The 16,820-nt window shown below is 60.6% G+C and carries 17 protein-coding genes and 1 pseudogene; 11 read left to right on the top strand and 7 right to left on the bottom strand.

Going from position 1 to position 16,820, the window contains the following annotated elements:
- Positions 1-181: 181 nt before the first annotated feature.
- The gene (locus tag TX23_RS15625) at positions 182-1,327 is read left to right on the top strand and encodes a MalY/PatB family protein (RefSeq protein WP_057702958.1); all 1,146 of its coding nucleotides are present in this window, start codon (positions 182-184) and stop codon (positions 1,325-1,327) included.
- 56 nt (positions 1,328-1,383) lie between these two features.
- On the opposite strand, the gene TX23_RS15620 is transcribed toward TX23_RS15625, so the two are convergent.
- On the bottom strand, positions 1,384-1,599 hold the full coding sequence (locus TX23_RS15620) for a TOBE domain-containing protein (protein ID WP_003173733.1): 216 nt from the start codon (positions 1,597-1,599) through the stop codon (positions 1,384-1,386).
- Between the two features lie 377 nt (positions 1,600-1,976).
- On the opposite strand from TX23_RS15620, the gene TX23_RS15615 reads away from it, so the two are divergent.
- Positions 1,977-3,227, top strand: a complete 1,251-nt coding sequence (locus TX23_RS15615) for a ribonucleotide-diphosphate reductase subunit beta (protein WP_057702957.1) — start codon at positions 1,977-1,979, stop codon at positions 3,225-3,227.
- 118 nt (positions 3,228-3,345) lie between these two features.
- On the opposite strand, the gene TX23_RS15610 is transcribed toward TX23_RS15615, so the two are convergent.
- Positions 3,346-3,645, bottom strand: a complete 300-nt coding sequence (locus TX23_RS15610; RefSeq protein ID WP_057702956.1) for a putative quinol monooxygenase — start codon at positions 3,643-3,645, stop codon at positions 3,346-3,348.
- 185 nt (positions 3,646-3,830) lie between these two features.
- Between TX23_RS15610 and TX23_RS15605 the strand changes: the two genes are divergently transcribed.
- From TX23_RS15605 to TX23_RS15590, 4 genes are all read left to right on the top strand, one after another.
- Positions 3,831-4,316: a DUF1289 domain-containing protein gene (locus TX23_RS15605; RefSeq protein WP_057702955.1), complete on the top strand. Its 486-nt coding sequence runs from the start codon at positions 3,831-3,833 to the stop codon at positions 4,314-4,316.
- A gap of 600 nt (positions 4,317-4,916) precedes the next feature.
- Entirely contained in the window at positions 4,917-5,837 is a 921-nt protein-coding gene (locus tag TX23_RS15600) for a class I SAM-dependent methyltransferase (protein ID WP_057702954.1), read from the top strand.
- Between the two features lie 148 nt (positions 5,838-5,985).
- Positions 5,986-6,702, top strand: a complete 717-nt coding sequence (gene pcsA, locus TX23_RS15595) for a phosphatidylcholine synthase (RefSeq protein ID WP_057702953.1) — start codon at positions 5,986-5,988, stop codon at positions 6,700-6,702.
- 226 nt (positions 6,703-6,928) lie between these two features.
- Entirely contained in the window at positions 6,929-7,708 is a 780-nt protein-coding gene (locus tag TX23_RS15590) for a TSUP family transporter (RefSeq protein ID WP_057702952.1), read from the top strand.
- Here TX23_RS15590 and nudC read toward each other — a convergent pair.
- Together nudC and TX23_RS15580 are read right to left on the bottom strand one after the other, a co-directional pair.
- Positions 7,676-8,509, bottom strand: a complete 834-nt coding sequence (nudC, locus tag TX23_RS15585; RefSeq protein ID WP_057702951.1) for an NAD(+) diphosphatase — start codon at positions 8,507-8,509, stop codon at positions 7,676-7,678. The genes TX23_RS15590 and nudC overlap by 33 nt on opposite strands.
- A gap of 5 nt (positions 8,510-8,514) precedes the next feature.
- Positions 8,515-9,327, bottom strand: a complete 813-nt coding sequence (locus TX23_RS15580; protein WP_057702950.1) for a crotonase/enoyl-CoA hydratase family protein — start codon at positions 9,325-9,327, stop codon at positions 8,515-8,517.
- A gap of 184 nt (positions 9,328-9,511) precedes the next feature.
- Here TX23_RS15580 and TX23_RS15575 point away from each other — a divergent pair, with 184 nt between their 5' ends.
- The 3 genes from TX23_RS15575 (at position 9,512) to TX23_RS15565 (ending at position 12,023) form a co-directional block, all read left to right on the top strand.
- The gene (locus TX23_RS15575) at positions 9,512-10,066 is read left to right on the top strand and encodes a UPF0149 family protein (protein WP_057702949.1); all 555 of its coding nucleotides are present in this window, start codon (positions 9,512-9,514) and stop codon (positions 10,064-10,066) included.
- 249 nt (positions 10,067-10,315) lie between these two features.
- Positions 10,316-11,572: a 3-phosphoshikimate 1-carboxyvinyltransferase gene (aroA, locus tag TX23_RS15570; RefSeq protein WP_057702948.1), complete on the top strand. Its 1,257-nt coding sequence runs from the start codon at positions 10,316-10,318 to the stop codon at positions 11,570-11,572.
- Between the two features lie 61 nt (positions 11,573-11,633).
- Complete coding sequence (locus TX23_RS15565; protein ID WP_057702947.1) at positions 11,634-12,023, top strand: hypothetical protein; 390 nt, start codon at positions 11,634-11,636, stop codon at positions 12,021-12,023.
- A 1-nt stretch (position 12,024) separates the two neighbouring features.
- Here the strand turns inward: TX23_RS15565 and TX23_RS15560 are convergent.
- The 3 genes and pseudogenes from TX23_RS15560 to TX23_RS15550 form a co-directional block, all read right to left on the bottom strand.
- Positions 12,025-12,459: pseudogene (locus tag TX23_RS15560) on the bottom strand (NAD(P)H-dependent oxidoreductase); the annotation flags it as partial.
- A 9-nt stretch (positions 12,460-12,468) separates the two neighbouring features.
- A complete protein-coding gene (locus TX23_RS15555; RefSeq protein WP_057702945.1) occupies positions 12,469-13,146 on the bottom strand; it encodes a GNAT family N-acetyltransferase in 678 nt (225 codons plus the stop codon).
- A gap of 56 nt (positions 13,147-13,202) precedes the next feature.
- A complete protein-coding gene (locus tag TX23_RS15550) occupies positions 13,203-14,087 on the bottom strand; it encodes a LysR family transcriptional regulator (RefSeq protein WP_057702944.1) in 885 nt (294 codons plus the stop codon).
- 541 nt (positions 14,088-14,628) lie between these two features.
- On the opposite strand from TX23_RS15550, the gene TX23_RS15545 reads away from it, so the two are divergent.
- Positions 14,629-15,843, top strand: a complete 1,215-nt coding sequence (locus TX23_RS15545) for an MFS transporter (RefSeq protein WP_057702943.1) — start codon at positions 14,629-14,631, stop codon at positions 15,841-15,843.
- Positions 15,844-15,966: 123 nt separating this feature from the next.
- Positions 15,967-16,818 (top strand): CAP domain-containing protein, encoded by an 852-nt coding sequence (locus TX23_RS15540; protein ID WP_057702942.1) that lies wholly within the window; start codon positions 15,967-15,969, stop codon positions 16,816-16,818.
- Positions 16,819-16,820 lie beyond the last annotated feature (2 nt).

The following is a 16,820-nucleotide window of genomic DNA, read 5'->3' as shown; positions in this document are numbered from 1 at the left end:
CGATTCAATCCCCAGTGCAGTGGCGTTTTTGTTACAGAACTTGTCGGTCATGGAACGGACTGGCAAAAAAACGGTGGATAGATCCAACGTGGCAGGGAGCAAGCCCCTCCCACATCTATATCGTTAATGGCGCTAGAATCAGCGCCACTTTTTCGCCGCCGCTTTGATACGAGCCTTTTTCATGAGCTTTGATTTCGACACGATCCACCCACGCCTCGGTACCGGCAGTACCAAGTGGAGCCGTTACCCGCAAGACGTTCTGCCGATGTGGATCGCCGACATGGATATCGCCGCACCGCCCGCTGTGTTGCAAGCCCTGCGCACGCGCCTCGACCAACAGATTCTGGGCTACAGCGTGGCTGGCCCGGATGTGCGCGAGGCCATCATCGCGGACCTTTGGGCCAAGTACGCCTGGCGCGTGCAACCCGAAGAACTGCTATTCCTGCCTGGCGTCGAGCCTGGTTTCAACATGGCCCTGCACGCATTCGTTCAACCCGGCCAGGCGGTGGTGCTGCAAACCCCCAACTACCGGCCGATTCGTCTGGCTCCCGGCAACTGGAACCTGCCGCGCATCGAAATGCCGTTCGAGTTGATCAACGGCGAATACGTCACGCCAATGCCCGCGATGCGCCAGGCATTGAGCGGTGCCGGTGCGTTGCTGCTGAGTAACCCGCACAACCCCATCGGCAAGGTATTCCCCCGCGAAGAACTGCTGGCCGTGGCCAACGCCTGCCTTGACAGCGGCGCGCTGATCATCAGCGACGAGATTCACGCCGAGCTGTGCTTCGATGGTCGTCGGCATATCCCCACCGCCAGCCTCAGCCCCGAGATTGCCCAGCGCACCATCACGCTGATGTCGGCGAGCAAGGCGTATAACGTGGCCGGTTTGAAGACCTGCTTCGCCGTGGTGCAAAACGCCGAGCTGCGCGAGCGCTTCACTAACGCGCGCTGCGGCATGGTCGACAGCGTCAGCCCCCTGGGTCTGGAAGCCACCCGCGCCGCCTACAGTCAATGCGGCGACTGGCTCGCTGCGCTGTTGCAGTACCTGCAGGCCAACCGCGACTACCTGCTCGATGCGCTAAAGACCCGCCTGCCTGGCGTGGTGATGCACGCACCGCAAGGCACCTTCCTGGCGTGGCTCGATTGCAGTGCATTGGGCCTGGATGACCCGCAACAGTTCTTCCTGGAACAGGCCAGGGTCGGCCTGAGTGCGGGGATTGAATTTGGCGATGACAGCCAACAGTTCGTGCGCCTGAACTTCGGTTGCCCAAGGGCGATGCTGGAGGAAGGTATACAGCGCATGGAACGTGCCTTGCGCCAGCGCTGACTTGCCCAGCGAAACATTCGTGGGAGGGGTAAGCAATCCCCTCCCACATTATTCATTCACAACTTGGCGATGGACACTTCCGTCGACTTAACAAAGGCAATGACTTCACTGCCCACCTTCAATTCCAGGTCACGTACCGAGCGCGTCGTAATCACCGAAGTCACAATGCCGGACGCCGTCTGCACGTCGATTTCCGACACCACTTCCCCCAGCAGAATTTCCTTGATGACGCCTTTGAACTGGTTGCGCACGTTGATCGCTTTGATGGTCATGTCGGCTTTCCTTTTGGCTGTTGGGTCAATCCGCACGAATGCGCAGGCCCCCAAAATGCGCTTCGCGAGATAACATTAAAAGGAATAAATAACTATTTATCTATTCCTTTAGGATATATGAGAGAAATAACCTTCCATGCCCACCTGACCGGCGCCTCAGGTTTGACAGCGACTTATGACCGCACATCTTGTGCGTTGACCAACCTTGTTACACACCATATAGTGTGCCCACAAACAAAACAGACCACTACATAGTGTGCAGAACCGGTATATACCGACCACACTCAGCGCAGTATTTCAATGCCTGGTAGCCTGCAAATCGCACATTTTTTGGACGGGTTGAACACCGTCAGAACAGATCAGAAGGGAGTATTTCAATGCTGAGTTGGGATGAAGTCGACAACGAAGACACCGGTGCAGCGGTGATCAAAGGCGCCAACGCCGGCCATGCAAGCGAAGCCAACATGGACCGTCTCGACGGTGCCGGCGCCGCTGCTGCCCTGGAGGCGCGCAACGTGACCTCCAACGACTCCGCCGCGATTATCCGCGCCAAGGCTGCCCTGGACAAACTCGACGTTGCCGAAGGCCTCGCCGAGCTGGAAGGCGCCTCCGCCCGCGTCGCCGTTGACGAAAAACGCATGATCAACTGCCGCGCCGACCTCAACCAACTCGTGCCCTTCAAGTACGACTGGGCCTGGCAAAAATACCTCGACGGCTGCGCCAACCACTGGATGCCGCAAGAGGTCAACATGACCGCCGACATCGCGCTGTGGAAAAACCCTGAAGGCCTGACCGACGACGAACGTCGCATCGTCATGCGCAACCTGGGCTTCTTCTCCACCGCCGACTCCCTGGTTGCCAACAACCTGGTGCTGGCCGTGTACCGCCTGATCACCAACCCGGAGTGCCGCCAGTACATCCTGCGCCAGGCCTTCGAAGAGGCGATCCACACCCACGCCTACCAGTACTGCATCGAATCGTTGGCCATGGATGAAGGCGAGATCTTCAACATGTACCACGAGATTCCATCGGTCGCCAAAAAGGCCGCCTGGGGCCTGAAGTACACCCGCTCGATCTCCGATCCGAAGTTCGAAACCGGCACCGTTGAAACCGACAAGGAACTGCTGCGCAACCTGGTCGCCTACTACTGCGTGCTGGAAGGCATCTTCTTCTATTGCGGCTTCACCCAGATTTTGTCCATGGGCCGCCGCAACAAAATGACCGGCGTGGCCGAGCAGTTCCAGTACATCCTGCGCGATGAGTCGATGCACCTGAACTTCGGTATCGATGTGATCAACCAGATCAAAATCGAAAACCCACACTTGTGGGATGCCGAGATGAAAGAAGAAGCGACCCAGATGATTCTGCAGGGTACGCAGTTGGAGATTGAATACGCTCGCGACACCATGCCGCGTGGGGTGTTGGGCATGAATGCGGCGATGATGGAGGATTACCTCAAGTTCATCGCTAACCGTCGTCTGTCGCAGATCGGCTTGAAAGAAGAATACCCAGGCACGACTAACCCGTTCCCGTGGATGAGCGAGATCATGGACTTGAAGAAAGAGAAGAACTTCTTTGAGACCCGTGTGATCGAGTATCAAACCGGCGGTGCGTTGAGCTGGGACTGACGTAACCCTGTAGGAGCGAGCTTGCTCGCGAAGATCTCAAGAGCGCCGCGTTCATTCAGCATGATCGCGTTATCGTTGACGTTCTTCGCGAGCAAGCTCGCTCCTACAGTCAACGGTTTCAGTTCGACACCTGCTCCAGGAAAATCAACTGCAACGGCTCGCTGAGCAAAGTGTCCGCCGTGGCGGCAAAGCGCTGGAAGTATGGCGTAGCAAAATGCTCATCCAGTGCCGCCTGGTTCTTGAACGCCTCGCGCATATAGAACGTTCCGGGCTCATCACGCCGCTCGAACAACACGTAATCCAGATTGCCAGGTTCGGCTCGTGTCGGTTCGATCAGGCTCAATAAGCCGGCTTTGAGAGCGTGCTGTTGGCCAGGCTTGGCCTTGAGTACGGCGAGGGATACCAGGGGTTTGTGCATGGCGATGTCTCTTTGAGTGGGTTGACTGGAACAGCCGGCAACAGCGGTGAACATCACGGCATACAGCCAGGGTTTGATCGGAGTTCTCATGGGTGTCGCTCGCAATGGATTGAAGCCATCGTTGCCCACTTGGCGACAAAGAAACACCGACTAAACACGCTTACACTTTCTTCAAAGGCTTGAAAATGCCGCACTCCATCAAGACCCCTTGCGTCGGCCTGTGCTCCACCGTCTACGGTGACCTGATCTGCCGGGGCTGCAAGCGCTATCACCACGAAGTGATCCAATGGAATGGCTATAACGCCGAGGAAAAACAGGCGGTGTGGCTGCGTCTGGAGCAATTGCTGGTGCAGGTGATGGCCAGCAAGCTGGAAGTTTTTGACGCGCACTGCCTGCGACAGCAGTTGGAGGCGCGCAAGATACGTTTTATGCCGCACCAGTCGCCATATTGTTGGGCATACCAGTTGATCGCACGGGGGGCGCGGGTGATTTCCAGGCTGGATGCCTATGGGTTGGCGCTGTTGCCGGAGTTTCGTGAGCGCCACCTGGCGGATTTGCGCGATGCGATAGATCGGGAGTTTTTTCTGCTGTCCGAGGCGCATTACGAGCGCTATATCGCCCCGGTTTTCTTGAAAGAGTCATTCGGCCCGGCGCTGATTGCCACGCGCTAACTGACGCCCCACGATCCAAATGGGCAGTGTCGGGTAGATAAGCGTCGACTATCAGGCCGTCATCGCAGCATGGGTATCTACACAACTTTTGTAGCCACCGCCGACGGTAACCACGATGCGAAGCGAGCCGCTTTTGATCTGCTTTTGATCTGCTTTTGATCTTAGGCGCCCCGTCAAACCACGCTGGCCGGAATTCGACAGGGATTTGGGGGGTAAACCGGCAGGGATGCCGGTTTAGCCGCCCCGCGCCATGGATGGCGCGTGGCGGCGGCCCCCCAAATCCATGGCGGATTACGGGCACACCGAGCCTAAGCGAGGTGCCGAGTGGTGGGGCAAGAGCGCTTTGCTTACTTTCGCGCTTTTCGAAAGTGAGCCGCCGTCAGGGCGGAACCCTAAGTGGCCGTTACCGCAGGAATGGATATGTACTCGATCTGATCCAACATCCTGACCGGCTGCCAGGCCGCCATCGGGGGCAAGCCCCCTCCCACAGGTCCGGCGCCGCACCAAAGAGTTGTGTAGATACCTATGGTCATCACAAGCAAGCCAGTTCCCACCCAATTGTGTTTAAAATGCCGCCCGCCCGATGACTGACGCACAACGATGAACCCAGACGCACTCGCTACCCTGCATGCCCACTTGCTGACCGCCCTGGCTGATGCGCCGGCGGAAACCCGGCGCCTGTTCCATGGCCGTGGCCGGTGCTGGCCGGGCCTGGAACAACTGACGGTGGACTGGCTGCAAGGGGTGGTGCTGGTGGCCTTGTTCAAGGAAACCGAGCAACTGCAAGCCCTCAAGCAGACGCTGCTGCACATCGATTGGGCCGCTTTCGGCGTGCGCACTGTGGCCCTGCAACACCGCTACCTGCCGCAAAGCACCACCGAATGGCTGGTGGGCGATGCCATCGATGAGCTGACCATCACCGAGGGCGGCCTGCGCTACCTGATCGACCTGGGCAAAAAGCAGAACAGTGGGCTGTTCCTCGACATGCGTTACGGGCGCAACTGGGTACGCGAACAGGCCAAGGGCCAGCGCGTGCTGAATTTGTTTGCCTATACCTGTGGTTTTTCGGTAGCCGCCATCGAAGGCCTCGCCGACCATGTGGTGAACCTGGACATGGCCCGGGGCGCCCTCGGCCGTGGCCGCGACAACCATCGCCTGAACGGGCATGACCTGGGTAAAGTCACTTTTTTGGGCCACGACCTGTTCAAGTCCTGGGCCAAGGTCACCAACAGCGGCCCATACGATCTGGTGATCATCGACCCGCCGTCGTTCCAGAAAGGCAGCTTCCTTTTGACCAAGGACTACCAGCGCGTGCTGCGCCGCTTGCCGGACTTGCTCACCACCCAGGGTACGGTGCTGGCGTGCATGAACGATCCAGCCTTCGGCGAAGACTTCCTGATCGACGGCGTGACCCGCGAAGCACCGGGCCTGCGCTTTGTGCAGCGCCTGGACAACCCGCCGGAATTTCCCGATGTTGATGCGCAAAGCGGGTTAAAGGCCCTGGTGTTCCGTCAGGGTTGATGCCGAATCGTCCTACGCTTGCTACGCTTACGCAGACACCGGGCGGTGAACCTTATCCCCCCCTTCCCGGTCGATACCTGCATTCCCCGGCCAGACTCGACGGCGCTACGTTGTCGGCTGCCCCGTTTGACCTTTTGGAGAACCGCCCGTGATATCGACCCTGCATGTAGCCAGACTCAAAGCCTGGGGCGCCCACGGCTTTACCGCCACCGGTGTGGTACTGGCCTTTCTGGCCACCCTGGCGCTGCTGGAAAACTCCCCCAAGGCGTGCCTGCTGTGGCTGGGCCTGGCGCTGGTGGTGGATGGCGTCGATGGTTCGCTGGCGCGACGGCTGAATGTCAGCACGGTATTGCCCAGCTTTGACGGCTCGGTTCTGGACCTGGTGATCGATTACCTCACCTATGTGTTTATCCCCGCACTGTTTATCTACCGCTATATCGACCTGCCGGAATTCACTCACCTGTTTACGGTGTCGGTGATTCTGGTGTCTTCGCTGTTCTGCTTTTGCAATGTGAACATGAAGAGCAAGGACAACTACTTCGTCGGCTTCCCCGCCGCCTGGAACGTGGTCGCCCTGTGCGTGTACATCATCCAGCCTGACGCCTGGGTCACCTTGCTGACCGTGATCGGCCTGGCCCTGCTGACCGTGACACCGATGAAGTTTTTGCACCCATTCCGGGTCAAGCGCTTCATGCCGATCAATATTGCGGTGACTACGATCTGGTTACTGTGCAGCTTCTTGATGGTGGTGGACTATCCCAACACCAACCCGTGGACGTTCGGATTGTGGTCGCTGATGTCGGCGTATTTCCTGGGTATTTGCATTTGGCGCACGGCGCTGGAGTGGCTGGGAACCCACAAATAGCCAAACGGGTACAGCTTGCCCGAATGCCTGTAGGAGCGAGCTTGCTCGCGAAAAACATCAACGATAACGCGTGGTTCCTGAATAAACGCGGCGCCTATGGGTTTTTCGCGAGCAAGCTCGCTCCTACAGGCGCTAGCGCCAGCCGCCTCCACACTTGGTTCTGCGTGCATTCGGCAGGTAAGATGGCGGCCTTCGCATAGCGCACCTCCAACAATAAGCCCTGCCCATGCCCTTCGAACTCAGCGTTGACCTCGCCACCCTGGCCATCCTGGCCGTCGTTGCCTTTATCGCCGGTTTTATCGACGCCATCGCCGGCGGCGGCGGGCTGCTGACCACTCCGGCTCTGCTCACCGCCGGTATGCCGCCGCACCTGGTACTGGGCACCAACAAACTCAGCTCCACCTTCGGCTCGGCCACCGCCAGTTTCACCTTTTACCGGCGCAAGCTGTTCCACCCGCGCCAATGGGTGCACGCCATCGTCGGTACATTGATCGGCGCGCTGACCGGTGCGGTGGTCGCCCACTACCTGCCCGCCGAAACCCTGAACAAGATGCTGCCGGTGATCGTCTTTGCCTGCGGGGTGTACCTGTTGTTCGGCGGTACGCCAAAGGCGCCGGTGGATGCCGAAGCACCGATCAAGAAGAAATGGCAGGCCACCCAGGGCTTTGGCCTGGGCTTCTACGACGGCGTGGCCGGGCCTGGCACCGGTGCCTTCTGGACCGTCAGCACGATGCTGCTGCACCCCATCGACCTGGTGAAGGCCAGCGGCGTCGCGCGCAGCATGAACTTCGTCAGCAACGCGGCGGCGCTGACGGTGTTTATCATCAATGGCTCGGTAGACTGGATCGTCGGGCTGGCGATGGGCGTGTCAGTGATGTGTGGCGCGTTCTTTGGCGCACGCAGCGCAATCAGCGGCGGCGCCAAATTCATTCGCCCGGTGTTTATCACCGTGGTGCTGGGCCTGACCGTGCGCCTAGCCTGGCAGCACTGGTTCAGCGTGGCCTAAGCGGCGGGCCACATAGAGATCGATCAGGTAACGCGCAATCGAACGTGACGCCGGCAACGGCGGCAGTTCGTGGATGTTGAACCACTGCGCATCCTCGATCTCGTCGGCCTGGGGCACGATGTCGCCACCGGCATACTCGGCGTGAAACCCCAGCATCATCGAATGGGGGAACGGCCAGCACTGGCTGCCCATGTACTGGATATTCTTCACTTCAATCTGCACTTCCTCGCGCACTTCGCGGATCAGGCAGTCTTCGGCCGATTCACCAGGTTCGGCAAAGCCGGCCAAGGTGCTGTAGACCCCTGTGACGAAGCGTGGCGAGCGCGCCAGCAGAATCTCGTCGCCACGGGTTACCAGCACGATCATGCTCGGCGAAATCCGTGGGTAGCTGCGCAGGTCGCAGGGCGCGCAGTGCATCGCCCGCTCCCGCGGGACCTGAACCATGGCCTGGCCGCAACTGCCGCAAAAGCGATGCTCACGCGCCCAGGTACCGATCTGCGCGGCGTAGCCCAGCACTCGGTAGAGGGTGTGATCGCCCTGTAGCATGAAACCGCGCAGCCCCTGCCAACTGCACTCCGGCACGTCGACAGCGCTGTCCAGTTCCAGCAAATACACCGGTTCACCATCGAGGTGGCCGATGCCGTGTTCAGCGAACACCGGCAGGTCCTGGCGTTTAAGCCACGCCCGAGGGAACAGAGGACCGTTGGCGTCGTGCAAAAAGCCCTCACGGCTGCGGGCCACGGCCCAGCCGCCGACGGCGTCGTTATCCAGCAGCGTTGTGGTAATCCAGCCTGGGGTCATATCAATCAATCCACGAATTCGGGTTTCTGCTTGCTCATATGGGCCGCAATGGCCACGCGCAAGTCGTTGGATTGCAACATAGCCGAGTTCCAGGTGGCAACGTATTCCAGGCCATCATTGACTGTGTGGTCACGCATGTAGCTGATCATGGCTTTGGTGCCGGTCACGGCAATCGGCGACTTGGCGGCGATTTCATGGGCAATTTCCATAACGCCGGCCAGCAGGCTGTCCTGATCGGCATACACACGATTGACCAGGCCGATGCTGCGCGCTTCTTCAGCGCAGAACTGGCGACCGGTGTAGGCCAGCTCACGCAACATCCCGTCGCCGATGATGCGCGGCAGGCGCTGCAGGGTACCCACGTCGGCGGCCATGCCGATGTCGATTTCCTTGATCGAGAACTGCGCGCCCTCGGCCGCGTAGCGCATATCGCAGGCGCTGATCAGGTCGATCGCCCCGCCAATGCAATAGCCCTGGATCGCCGCGAGTACCGGCTTGCGGCAATTGTCGACCGCATTGAACGAGGCTTGCAGCTCAAGGATCTTGCGCCTCAACAAGCGTGCATTGCGCCCCACATCCTTGCTGAACTCATTGGCTATCGAGGCCAGCATCATCAGGTCGATACCCGAGGAGAAATGCTTGCCCGCACCACTGAGCACCACGGCGCGCACGGCATCGGTATCGTCGATCCACTGGAAGATGTCGATGATTTCGGTCCAGAACGCCGCGCTCATGGCGTTGATTTTTTCCGGACGGTTGATCTGCACATGGGCAACGTTGCCGCTCAGTTCAACGACAAAGGCTTGGTATTCGGACATGGCAGTGATCCCTGACTGGCGATTGAGAAAGGCCAGACTATATCAAGGGTGCGCCACGGCGCATCGGCCAAAAGCGGGACTGGCCACGGTGAGGGAAAAGCCGCTGGATAAAACCCGGTGCACAGGCCATCCTTTGCGCTTTAAGCCGCCCTGTCAGCGGCGCTCGACGTTTTAAGGATATGCCATGCACACCCAACCCCTCGCTCCCGCCGATTTCGACTTCATTGACGCCACCTTGCTCAAATACGGCGAAGACCATTCGGTGCTGAACATGGCCGAACTGGACGGTTATTTCACCGCCCTGGTTTCCAGCCCGGCCAAGGTAGACGTGGCCGAATGGTTCCCGGCGATCTGGGGTGGGCAAAACCCTGAATGGGACAATATGGACGAGGCCCAGGCTTTTCTCGAACTGTGTGTACGCCATATGAATACCCTGGCCGCGCAATTGGCCACTGACTCCCAGGCATTCAAAGCCCGTTTCGATGAAACCGACCATCGAGACCAGGCGGTGACGCTGGCTGAAGAATGGTGTTTTGGTTACGTGCGTGGCGTGACGATTGGCAACTGGCCGCAACTGCTTGCTGAACAAGCCGAGCAACTGGAGAAAATCACCGGGTGCGCCGAACAGGACAATTTCGAGCTGCCGGCGGACCTGGATGTAAACGCCCATCAACAGCAGGTCAGCGAAATCGAACCGGCTGCGCGGGCGCTGCATGACTACTGGCTGAGCCAGCGGTAAGGCGGGCTTGCCCTTGTAGGAGCGAGCTTGCTCGCGAAAAACTTACAGGCGCCGCGTTCATTCAGCAAATACGTGTTTTCGTTAACGTATTTCGCGAGCAAGCTCGCTCCTACATTTGAATCGGAGCACATGTCAGAAAATTCACGCAGATCACCTGCTCGCTCGACAAGCATGGCGTGTTTGCCTGATTATTCGGGTCCGCACGTCGGCCACTCCACGCCACCTCGCCTTGACCAGGAGCCTTGTACCTTGAGTTCGCAAAAAACCGTGACCGTTACACCGCCCAACTTTCCTCTCAATGGCAAGGTCGCGCCCCCCGGCTCCAAATCCATTACCAACCGTGCCCTGTTGCTGGCGGCATTGGCCAAGGGCACCAGCCGCTTGAGCGGTGCGTTAAAGAGCGATGACACTCGCCACATGTCGGTAGCCCTGCGTCAGATGGGGGTGAGTATCGATGAGCCAGACGACACCACCTTCGTCGTCACCAGCCAGGGCTCGCTGCAATTGCCGGCCCAACCGCTGTTCCTCGGTAACGCCGGGACCGCCATGCGCTTTCTCACCGCCGCCGTGGCCACGGTGCAAGGCAGCGTGGTACTGGACGGTGACGAGTACATGCAAAAACGCCCGATTGGCCCGCTGCTGGTCGCTCTCGGCCAAAACGGAATTCAGGTCGACAGCCCCACCGGCTGCCCACCCGTGACCGTGCATGGCACGGGCAAGGTACACGCCAAGCGCTTCGAGATTGATGGCGGCTTGTCCAGCCAGTATGTATCGGCCCTGCTGATGCTCGCCGCCTGTGGCGAGGCGCCGATTGATGTGGCGCTGACCGGCAAGGACATTGGCGCCCGTGGCTACGTGGACCTGACCCTGGATTGCATGCGCGCCTTTGGCGCCCAGGTTGAAGCCGTGAACGACACCACCTGGCGCGTGGCCCCGACCGGCTACACCGCCCATGATTACCTGATCGAACCCGACGCCTCCGCCGCCACTTACCTGTGGGCCGCCGAAGTGCTGACCGGTGGCCGTATCGACATCGGTGTGGCGGCCCGGGATTTCACCCAGCCGGACGCGCAGGCTCAGGCCGTGATCGCCCAGTTCCCGAACATGCAGGCCACGGTGGTCGGTTCGCAAATGCAGGATGCCATCCCGACCCTGGCGGTGCTTGCCGCGTTCAACAACACCCCGGTGCGTTTCACTGAACTGGCGAACCTGCGCGTCAAGGAATGTGACCGCGTACAGGCCCTGCACGACGGCCTCAATGAGATCCGCCCGGGCCTGGCGACCATCGAGGGCGACGACCTGCTGGTGGCGAGCGACCCAGCTCTGGCCGGCACTGCGTGCACTGCCTTGATCGACACCCACGCCGACCACCGCATCGCCATGTGCTTTGCCCTGGCCGGGCTGAAAGTCTCGGGAATTCGCATCCAGGACCCGGACTGCGTGGCCAAGACTTACCCTGGCTACTGGAAAGCCTTGGCCAGCCTGGGTGTTCAATTGAACGACTGACACACAAACCTGTAGGCGCGAGCTTGCTCGCGCCTACAACTGAACCTTGCCGGGAGCGTCAATGAGCATTCGACAACCCTGCCCACCCGGCGCCTGTGTCTGCAACCGTGAACAACTGCTGGAAACTCCCGGCGCTGATCTGCGCATTCTTCAGTTGACGCGACAGCAGGAGAAAATCCTGCTCGATCGCCTCGAAAGCCTCAAGAGCCTGCAAGACCTGGAACACATGCAGCAGCGAATGTACGAGCAATTGGGCATCCGCGTGCATATTGCGCCGGGGCATACCGAGGTCAAGAGTATGCGCGGGATCCAGATCGTGATCGACGAGCTGCCGGGCATGTGCCGCAAGACTCGTCAATCGATCCCGACGGCGATCCGCCGCGGCCTGGAGAAACGCCCCGAGATTGCCTATCGCTTGCTCGATGCCCACGACCTGTTTCGCGACACCTGAATCAACCCGCAACCGTCTCGCGCTCGAATACCCCCTGCCCTACAGCTCTGGCCGTTTGCAAATGCGCCTGAGCGCCCCCGCTTTCCGAGTCCAGCAACAGCTTGGATGTCAGCACCTGCGCCCCGCAGTAATCAAAGATGCCGTAGTCGATCTGGGTGTGCATGGCCTTGGCATAACCGTGTCGATCGAAGGCGCTGTCATCTGACCACCAATAGATCGGGAAGGCTATCACCAGCGCGTCGGCGCGCTCGATACGGGCCTGTTCAGCCAGCACATCGACCGGCGGGGTTGCATGAGCGCGGTGCACCCGATGGTCGGCAGTGGTGTAACGTGGTTCGAACCCTTCGGCGGCAAGGTCGGCAATTTCGAAGGTATGGCCGGCGGCGGTCAAACCGGCGCCCACCTGAGCCGCCACGCTATGGGTGAGCGATTGCGGGCAAGCGGGTCAAGTCGCAGGAAAACGCTCCTGAATGAACAGCTGGACCTTGCGCGTCAATTGATCCAGATGCCGGTCACGCTGTTTTTCGGCGTCCACCATGGCGCGCTTGCCGTGCTTTTGCAGTAGGTAAGTGTGGATCTGGCGCACTTCCAGCGAGCGATAAATCGCTGCCACATCCAACACGCCCATCAAGCCATCGGTGCCATAGTCCCGGGTGTTCATCAGTACTTGAGGGCCACGTGCGCCGCGCACTTGAAACCCCATGGCCTCGAATACCGGAACCTTCTCCACCGCGCAGGCCAGCTCGGCGTGGGGATAACGCGCCAGCACCTCGCCCAGCATTTTCGTCGCCACACCCTGGCGACGAAAGCCGGCCTGCACCGCCATAAAGGCAATGCCACAGGCTTGAGGATCGTCCTTGACCGGTAGATACAGGCAAAAGCCAACAACGGTTTCGTCGCGCATCGCCACAACCAGCTCGACGGCAATGCCCTTTTCGCCATTCAAGGCTTCAAGGTACAGGTGCACCTCAAAACCGATGGCGTACTGGTAGATGTTGTAGAGCAAGTTGCTGGGTGCCAGCGCGACGCTGCTGATGTCGGTGAGGTTGTCCACCACCATCTGCAGGATCTGGCTATTGACCGGTTCGGGGCACGGCGTGGTGTAACGGGTAAGGCTGAACATGCAAATTCCTGGAGTTTCGCGTCAAGGCAGCGGCGATTGTACCCGTTGCGGGCCGCTCATGGCCCGCACACCTCACGCAAACAAGCGCGCAGCCAACGATGTGCCAGGTCGGCATCCTGACGGGGGTGCCACAGCATCGCCACGGTGAAGGTGGGTACCGTGACCGGCAATTCGAAGCAATTTAGCCCCTGAGCCGCTGCGCTGATGTAACGCTGCGGCACGCTGGCGATCAGGTCGGTGTCGCGCGCCAGGGCGATGGCGGTGTTGAAGCCGGCGACCACGGTGCTGATCTGTCGAACCAGACCTTGAGCTTCAAGTGCAGCGTCGATCTGGCCGCGCTCCTGCCCACGCCGCGACACGTAAACATGCTGTCCCTGGGCAAACCGTGCGGCGCTGATCGGGCCGCGGCTCAGGGTATGGCCAGCGCGGACCACGCCTACCAGGCGGTCACGAAACAGCGCCTGGGTCAGCAGCTCGGGGCTGGCACCGGCATCGACCACGCCGATGTCCAGGTCGACGCTACCTTGACGCAACAGCACGCTGTCTTTGTCGCTTTTATTGACGAAACGCAAGCGCACGTCAGGCGCCTCCCGTGCGATACGCGCCAGCAAGGCCGGGCCGAAGCGTTCGACAAACTCTTCGCTGGTGCGCAGGGTAAAGGTGCGCAGCACCTCGGCCATGTTCAGGTCGTGAGCCGGACGCAGCACGGCGTGGGCATCCTGGACCAGTTGGCTGACCTGCTCGCGCAACTGCAGCGCCCGTGGCGTCGGCACCAGGCCACGACCGGCGCGTACCAGCAACGGGTCACCGGTGGCCGCCCGCAAGCGCGCCAGGGCCCGGCTCATGGCCGAAGGGCTCAAGCGCAGCCGCTGGGCGGCACGGGCGACGCTGCCTTCGGCGAGCAAAACGTCCAGGGTAATCAGCAGATTGAAGTCGGTCATGCAGGCTCCGCTTGCCTCGTGTGGGAGGGGGCTTGCCCTCGATGGCGGCCTAAGAGCCGACCTGGATGCTGGGCTTTGATCGAGTACATATCCGTTATTTGGGTAACGGCTGCTATGGGTTCCGCTTTTACAGCGGGTCACTTTGGAAAAGAGCCCCAAAGTAACCAAAGGGCTCTTGCCCCACCACTCGGCACCTCGCTTAGGCTCGGTGTGCCCGTAATCCGCCATGGATTTGGGGGGCCGCCGCCACGCGCCATCCATGGCGCGGGGCGGCTAAACCGGCATCCCTGCCGGTTTACCCCCCAAATCCCTGTCGAATTCCGGCCAGCGTGGTTTAACGGGGCGCCTAAGATCAAGATCAAAAGCAGATCAAGAGCAAGAGCGGCTCGCTTCGCATCGTGGTTAGCGTGGGCAGTGGCTACGAAAGTTGTGTAGATACACGAGGCGTTACGTGCAGTTATAACCTGCAACCCATGCGTCTTCCGCCATGTTAGGCCACGCCGTAGATTTGTGACAGTCGCATTCAGTCAAGGAAATGCTCATGTACACCTCCACGCGCGGCAGCCTCATTGCCTTGTCGCTCTCCATGCTGTTGGCCGCGTTGGGCACCAGCATTGCCAATGTCGGCCTGCCCACCTTGGCGCAAGCCTTTGGGGCGTCCTTTCATGCGGTGCAGTGGGTGGTGCTCGCCTACCTGTTGACCATCACTGCGGTGATCGTCAGCGCCGGGCGACTGGGCGACTACCTGGGCCGCCGGCGCCTGCTGCTGGCCGGGTTGCTGCTGTTTGCGCTTGGGTGCGCAGGGTGTGCGGTCTCGCCCTCCCTGCCCTGGCTGGTCGGCGCACGCGTGCTGCAGGGCCTGGGCGCGGCGATCATGATGGCGATGACCCTGGCGATGGTCGGCGACACGGTCAACAAACAAAGCACCGGCCGGGTCATGGGGCTACTCGGCACGATGTCGGCGCTGGGCACCGCCATGGGCCCCAGCGTCGGAGGCGTACTGCTCAGCCTGTGGGGCTGGCAGGCGCTGTTCTTGATCGGTATGCCCCTGGCCGGGTTGGCCGCCGCCCTCGCCTGGCGCTATTTACCGGTGGATGCCAACCGCCGCAGCGGGTCACCCCGCGATGCGTTCTGGACGCCTTTAAGTGATGCGGGGTTGCGCGCAGGCTTGATCATGAGCGCCCTGGTGTCGGCAGTGATCATGGCCACGTTTGTGGTGGGCCCGTTCTATCTGTCCCGTGGCCTGGGCCTGGAGCCTGCCTGGATGGGCCTGGCAATGGCAGTTGGCCCGGGGGTTGCTGCGATTACCGGCCTACCGGCGGGCTACCTCACCGACCGCCTCGGCAGCCAGCGCCTGACTCGCGTGGGGCTGGGTGTGATGCTGTGCGCAGCCCTGTGGCTATCGCAGGTAACCGGCCTTGCTACCTACCTCGCTGCGCTGATTGTGTTGACGGCGGGATACAGCCTGTTCCAGGCGGCCAACAATACCGCGGTGATGAGCAATGTTCCGGCGGCACGCCGCGGCACCGTGTCGGGCCTGCTGAATCTGTCACGCAACCTGGGCCTGATTTTCGGTACCTCGGCGCTCGGTGCGGTATTCGCCAGGAGCAGCCCTGATATCACTCACGCAGCGCCCCACGCGGTCGCTGCCGGCCTGCACATCACCTTTGCCATGGCAGCAGGGATGATCCTGCTGGCCAGCGTGATTGCCTGGAACCGCGCTCGCACGCGCTACCACTCGGAGCAAAAAAACTGACAGGCTAAAATCGTACCGACGCTTGGCCAATTCAAGAACTGAAGAAAAAAGTTCGGATCAACGGGTGCATGCAAGCACCTGGATCGCGCATCATGGGCACTTTCAAGTTCAAGGGTAACGTCCATGCGCGTTCTGTCATTGATGATGGGTCTTACGACGCTGGCCGCCACTACGGTGTTCTGCGCCAGCGCGATGGCGAATGAAGAAAGTCAGTTAGTCCAACAAATCAACCAATACCGCAGCCAGGTGCAACGCTGCGGTGACCAGGGCTCCCAGGAGCTGCCACCGCTGACCAACGACACACGGCTGGTGCTGCCGGCCTCCAATGTCGGCGATTTGCAGCAGTCGCTGGCGCGGGCTGCGTACCCGATGGTCAACGTGCAGGCCATCAGCCTGTCCGGGCCCAAGGATGCCGACGCTGCCATGAAGGCGGTGCGCGAAAGCTTCTGCCGGGTCGTACTGGACCCGCAATTTGTCGACATCGGCGTCAGCAACAGCGGCCAGGATTGGCGCATCGTGCTGGCCCGCCCGCTGCTGACCAGTGGCCTGGGCGACTGGCAGACCGAAGGCAAGCAACTGCTCAACCTGGTCAACGCCGCACGCGCCGAACCCCGCCAATGCGGCACTCAGGCCTTCAGCGCGACCACACCGTTGTCGTGGAACGACACCCTGGCCAGCGCGGCCAACAGCCACACGCGCAACATGGCCAACGGCAACTTCTTCGACCACCTGGACCACGACGGTCGTACACCTGGTGACCGCGCCGAGCTGGCCGGGTATATCGCGAAGAACATCGGCGAAAACATCGCTGCCGGGCTCGACACACCGCGCAAGGTGGTGGACGGTTGGCTGGCCAGCCCTGGCCACTGCGCCAACCTGATGAACCCGCAATTTCGCGAATTGGGCGCGGCCTACGCGATGGACCCCAAGAGCGATGCGGGCATCTATTGGACAGGTGTATTCGGTGCTCAATGACT

Origin of the sequence: Pseudomonas paralactis, assembly GCF_001439735.1 — a bacterium.
GTDB classification, from domain to species: Bacteria; Pseudomonadota; Gammaproteobacteria; order Pseudomonadales; family Pseudomonadaceae; genus Aquipseudomonas; species Aquipseudomonas paralactis.
The sequence above is the reverse complement of the archived record's forward strand: the minus strand, read 5'-3'. Positions and strand labels throughout refer to the sequence as shown.

Coding starts and splice junctions, on each gene's coding strand:
- TX23_RS15565 (WP_057702947.1), top strand. CDS start 11,634: ATGAGCATTCGACAACCCTGCCCACCCGGCGCCTGTGTCTGCAACCGT.
- TX23_RS15545 (WP_057702943.1), top strand. CDS start 14,629: ATGTACACCTCCACGCGCGGCAGCCTCATTGCCTTGTCGCTCTCCATG.
- TX23_RS15615 (WP_057702957.1), top strand. CDS start 1,977: ATGCTGAGTTGGGATGAAGTCGACAACGAAGACACCGGTGCAGCGGTG.
- TX23_RS15600 (WP_057702954.1), top strand. CDS start 4,917: ATGAACCCAGACGCACTCGCTACCCTGCATGCCCACTTGCTGACCGCC.
- TX23_RS15575 (WP_057702949.1), top strand. CDS start 9,512: ATGCACACCCAACCCCTCGCTCCCGCCGATTTCGACTTCATTGACGCC.
- TX23_RS15540 (WP_057702942.1), top strand. CDS start 15,967: ATGCGCGTTCTGTCATTGATGATGGGTCTTACGACGCTGGCCGCCACT.
- TX23_RS15605 (WP_057702955.1), top strand. CDS start 3,831: ATGCCGCACTCCATCAAGACCCCTTGCGTCGGCCTGTGCTCCACCGTC.
- nudC (WP_057702951.1), bottom strand. CDS start 8,509: ATGACCCCAGGCTGGATTACCACAACGCTGCTGGATAACGACGCCGTC.
- TX23_RS15550 (WP_057702944.1), bottom strand. CDS start 14,087: ATGACCGACTTCAATCTGCTGATTACCCTGGACGTTTTGCTCGCCGAA.
- TX23_RS15620 (WP_003173733.1), bottom strand. CDS start 1,599: ATGACCATCAAAGCGATCAACGTGCGCAACCAGTTCAAAGGCGTCATC.
- TX23_RS15590 (WP_057702952.1), top strand. CDS start 6,929: ATGCCCTTCGAACTCAGCGTTGACCTCGCCACCCTGGCCATCCTGGCC.
- TX23_RS15625 (WP_057702958.1), top strand. CDS start 182: ATGAGCTTTGATTTCGACACGATCCACCCACGCCTCGGTACCGGCAGT.
- TX23_RS15555 (WP_057702945.1), bottom strand. CDS start 13,146: ATGTTCAGCCTTACCCGTTACACCACGCCGTGCCCCGAACCGGTCAAT.
- TX23_RS15610 (WP_057702956.1), bottom strand. CDS start 3,645: ATGCACAAACCCCTGGTATCCCTCGCCGTACTCAAGGCCAAGCCTGGC.
- TX23_RS15580 (WP_057702950.1), bottom strand. CDS start 9,327: ATGTCCGAATACCAAGCCTTTGTCGTTGAACTGAGCGGCAACGTTGCC.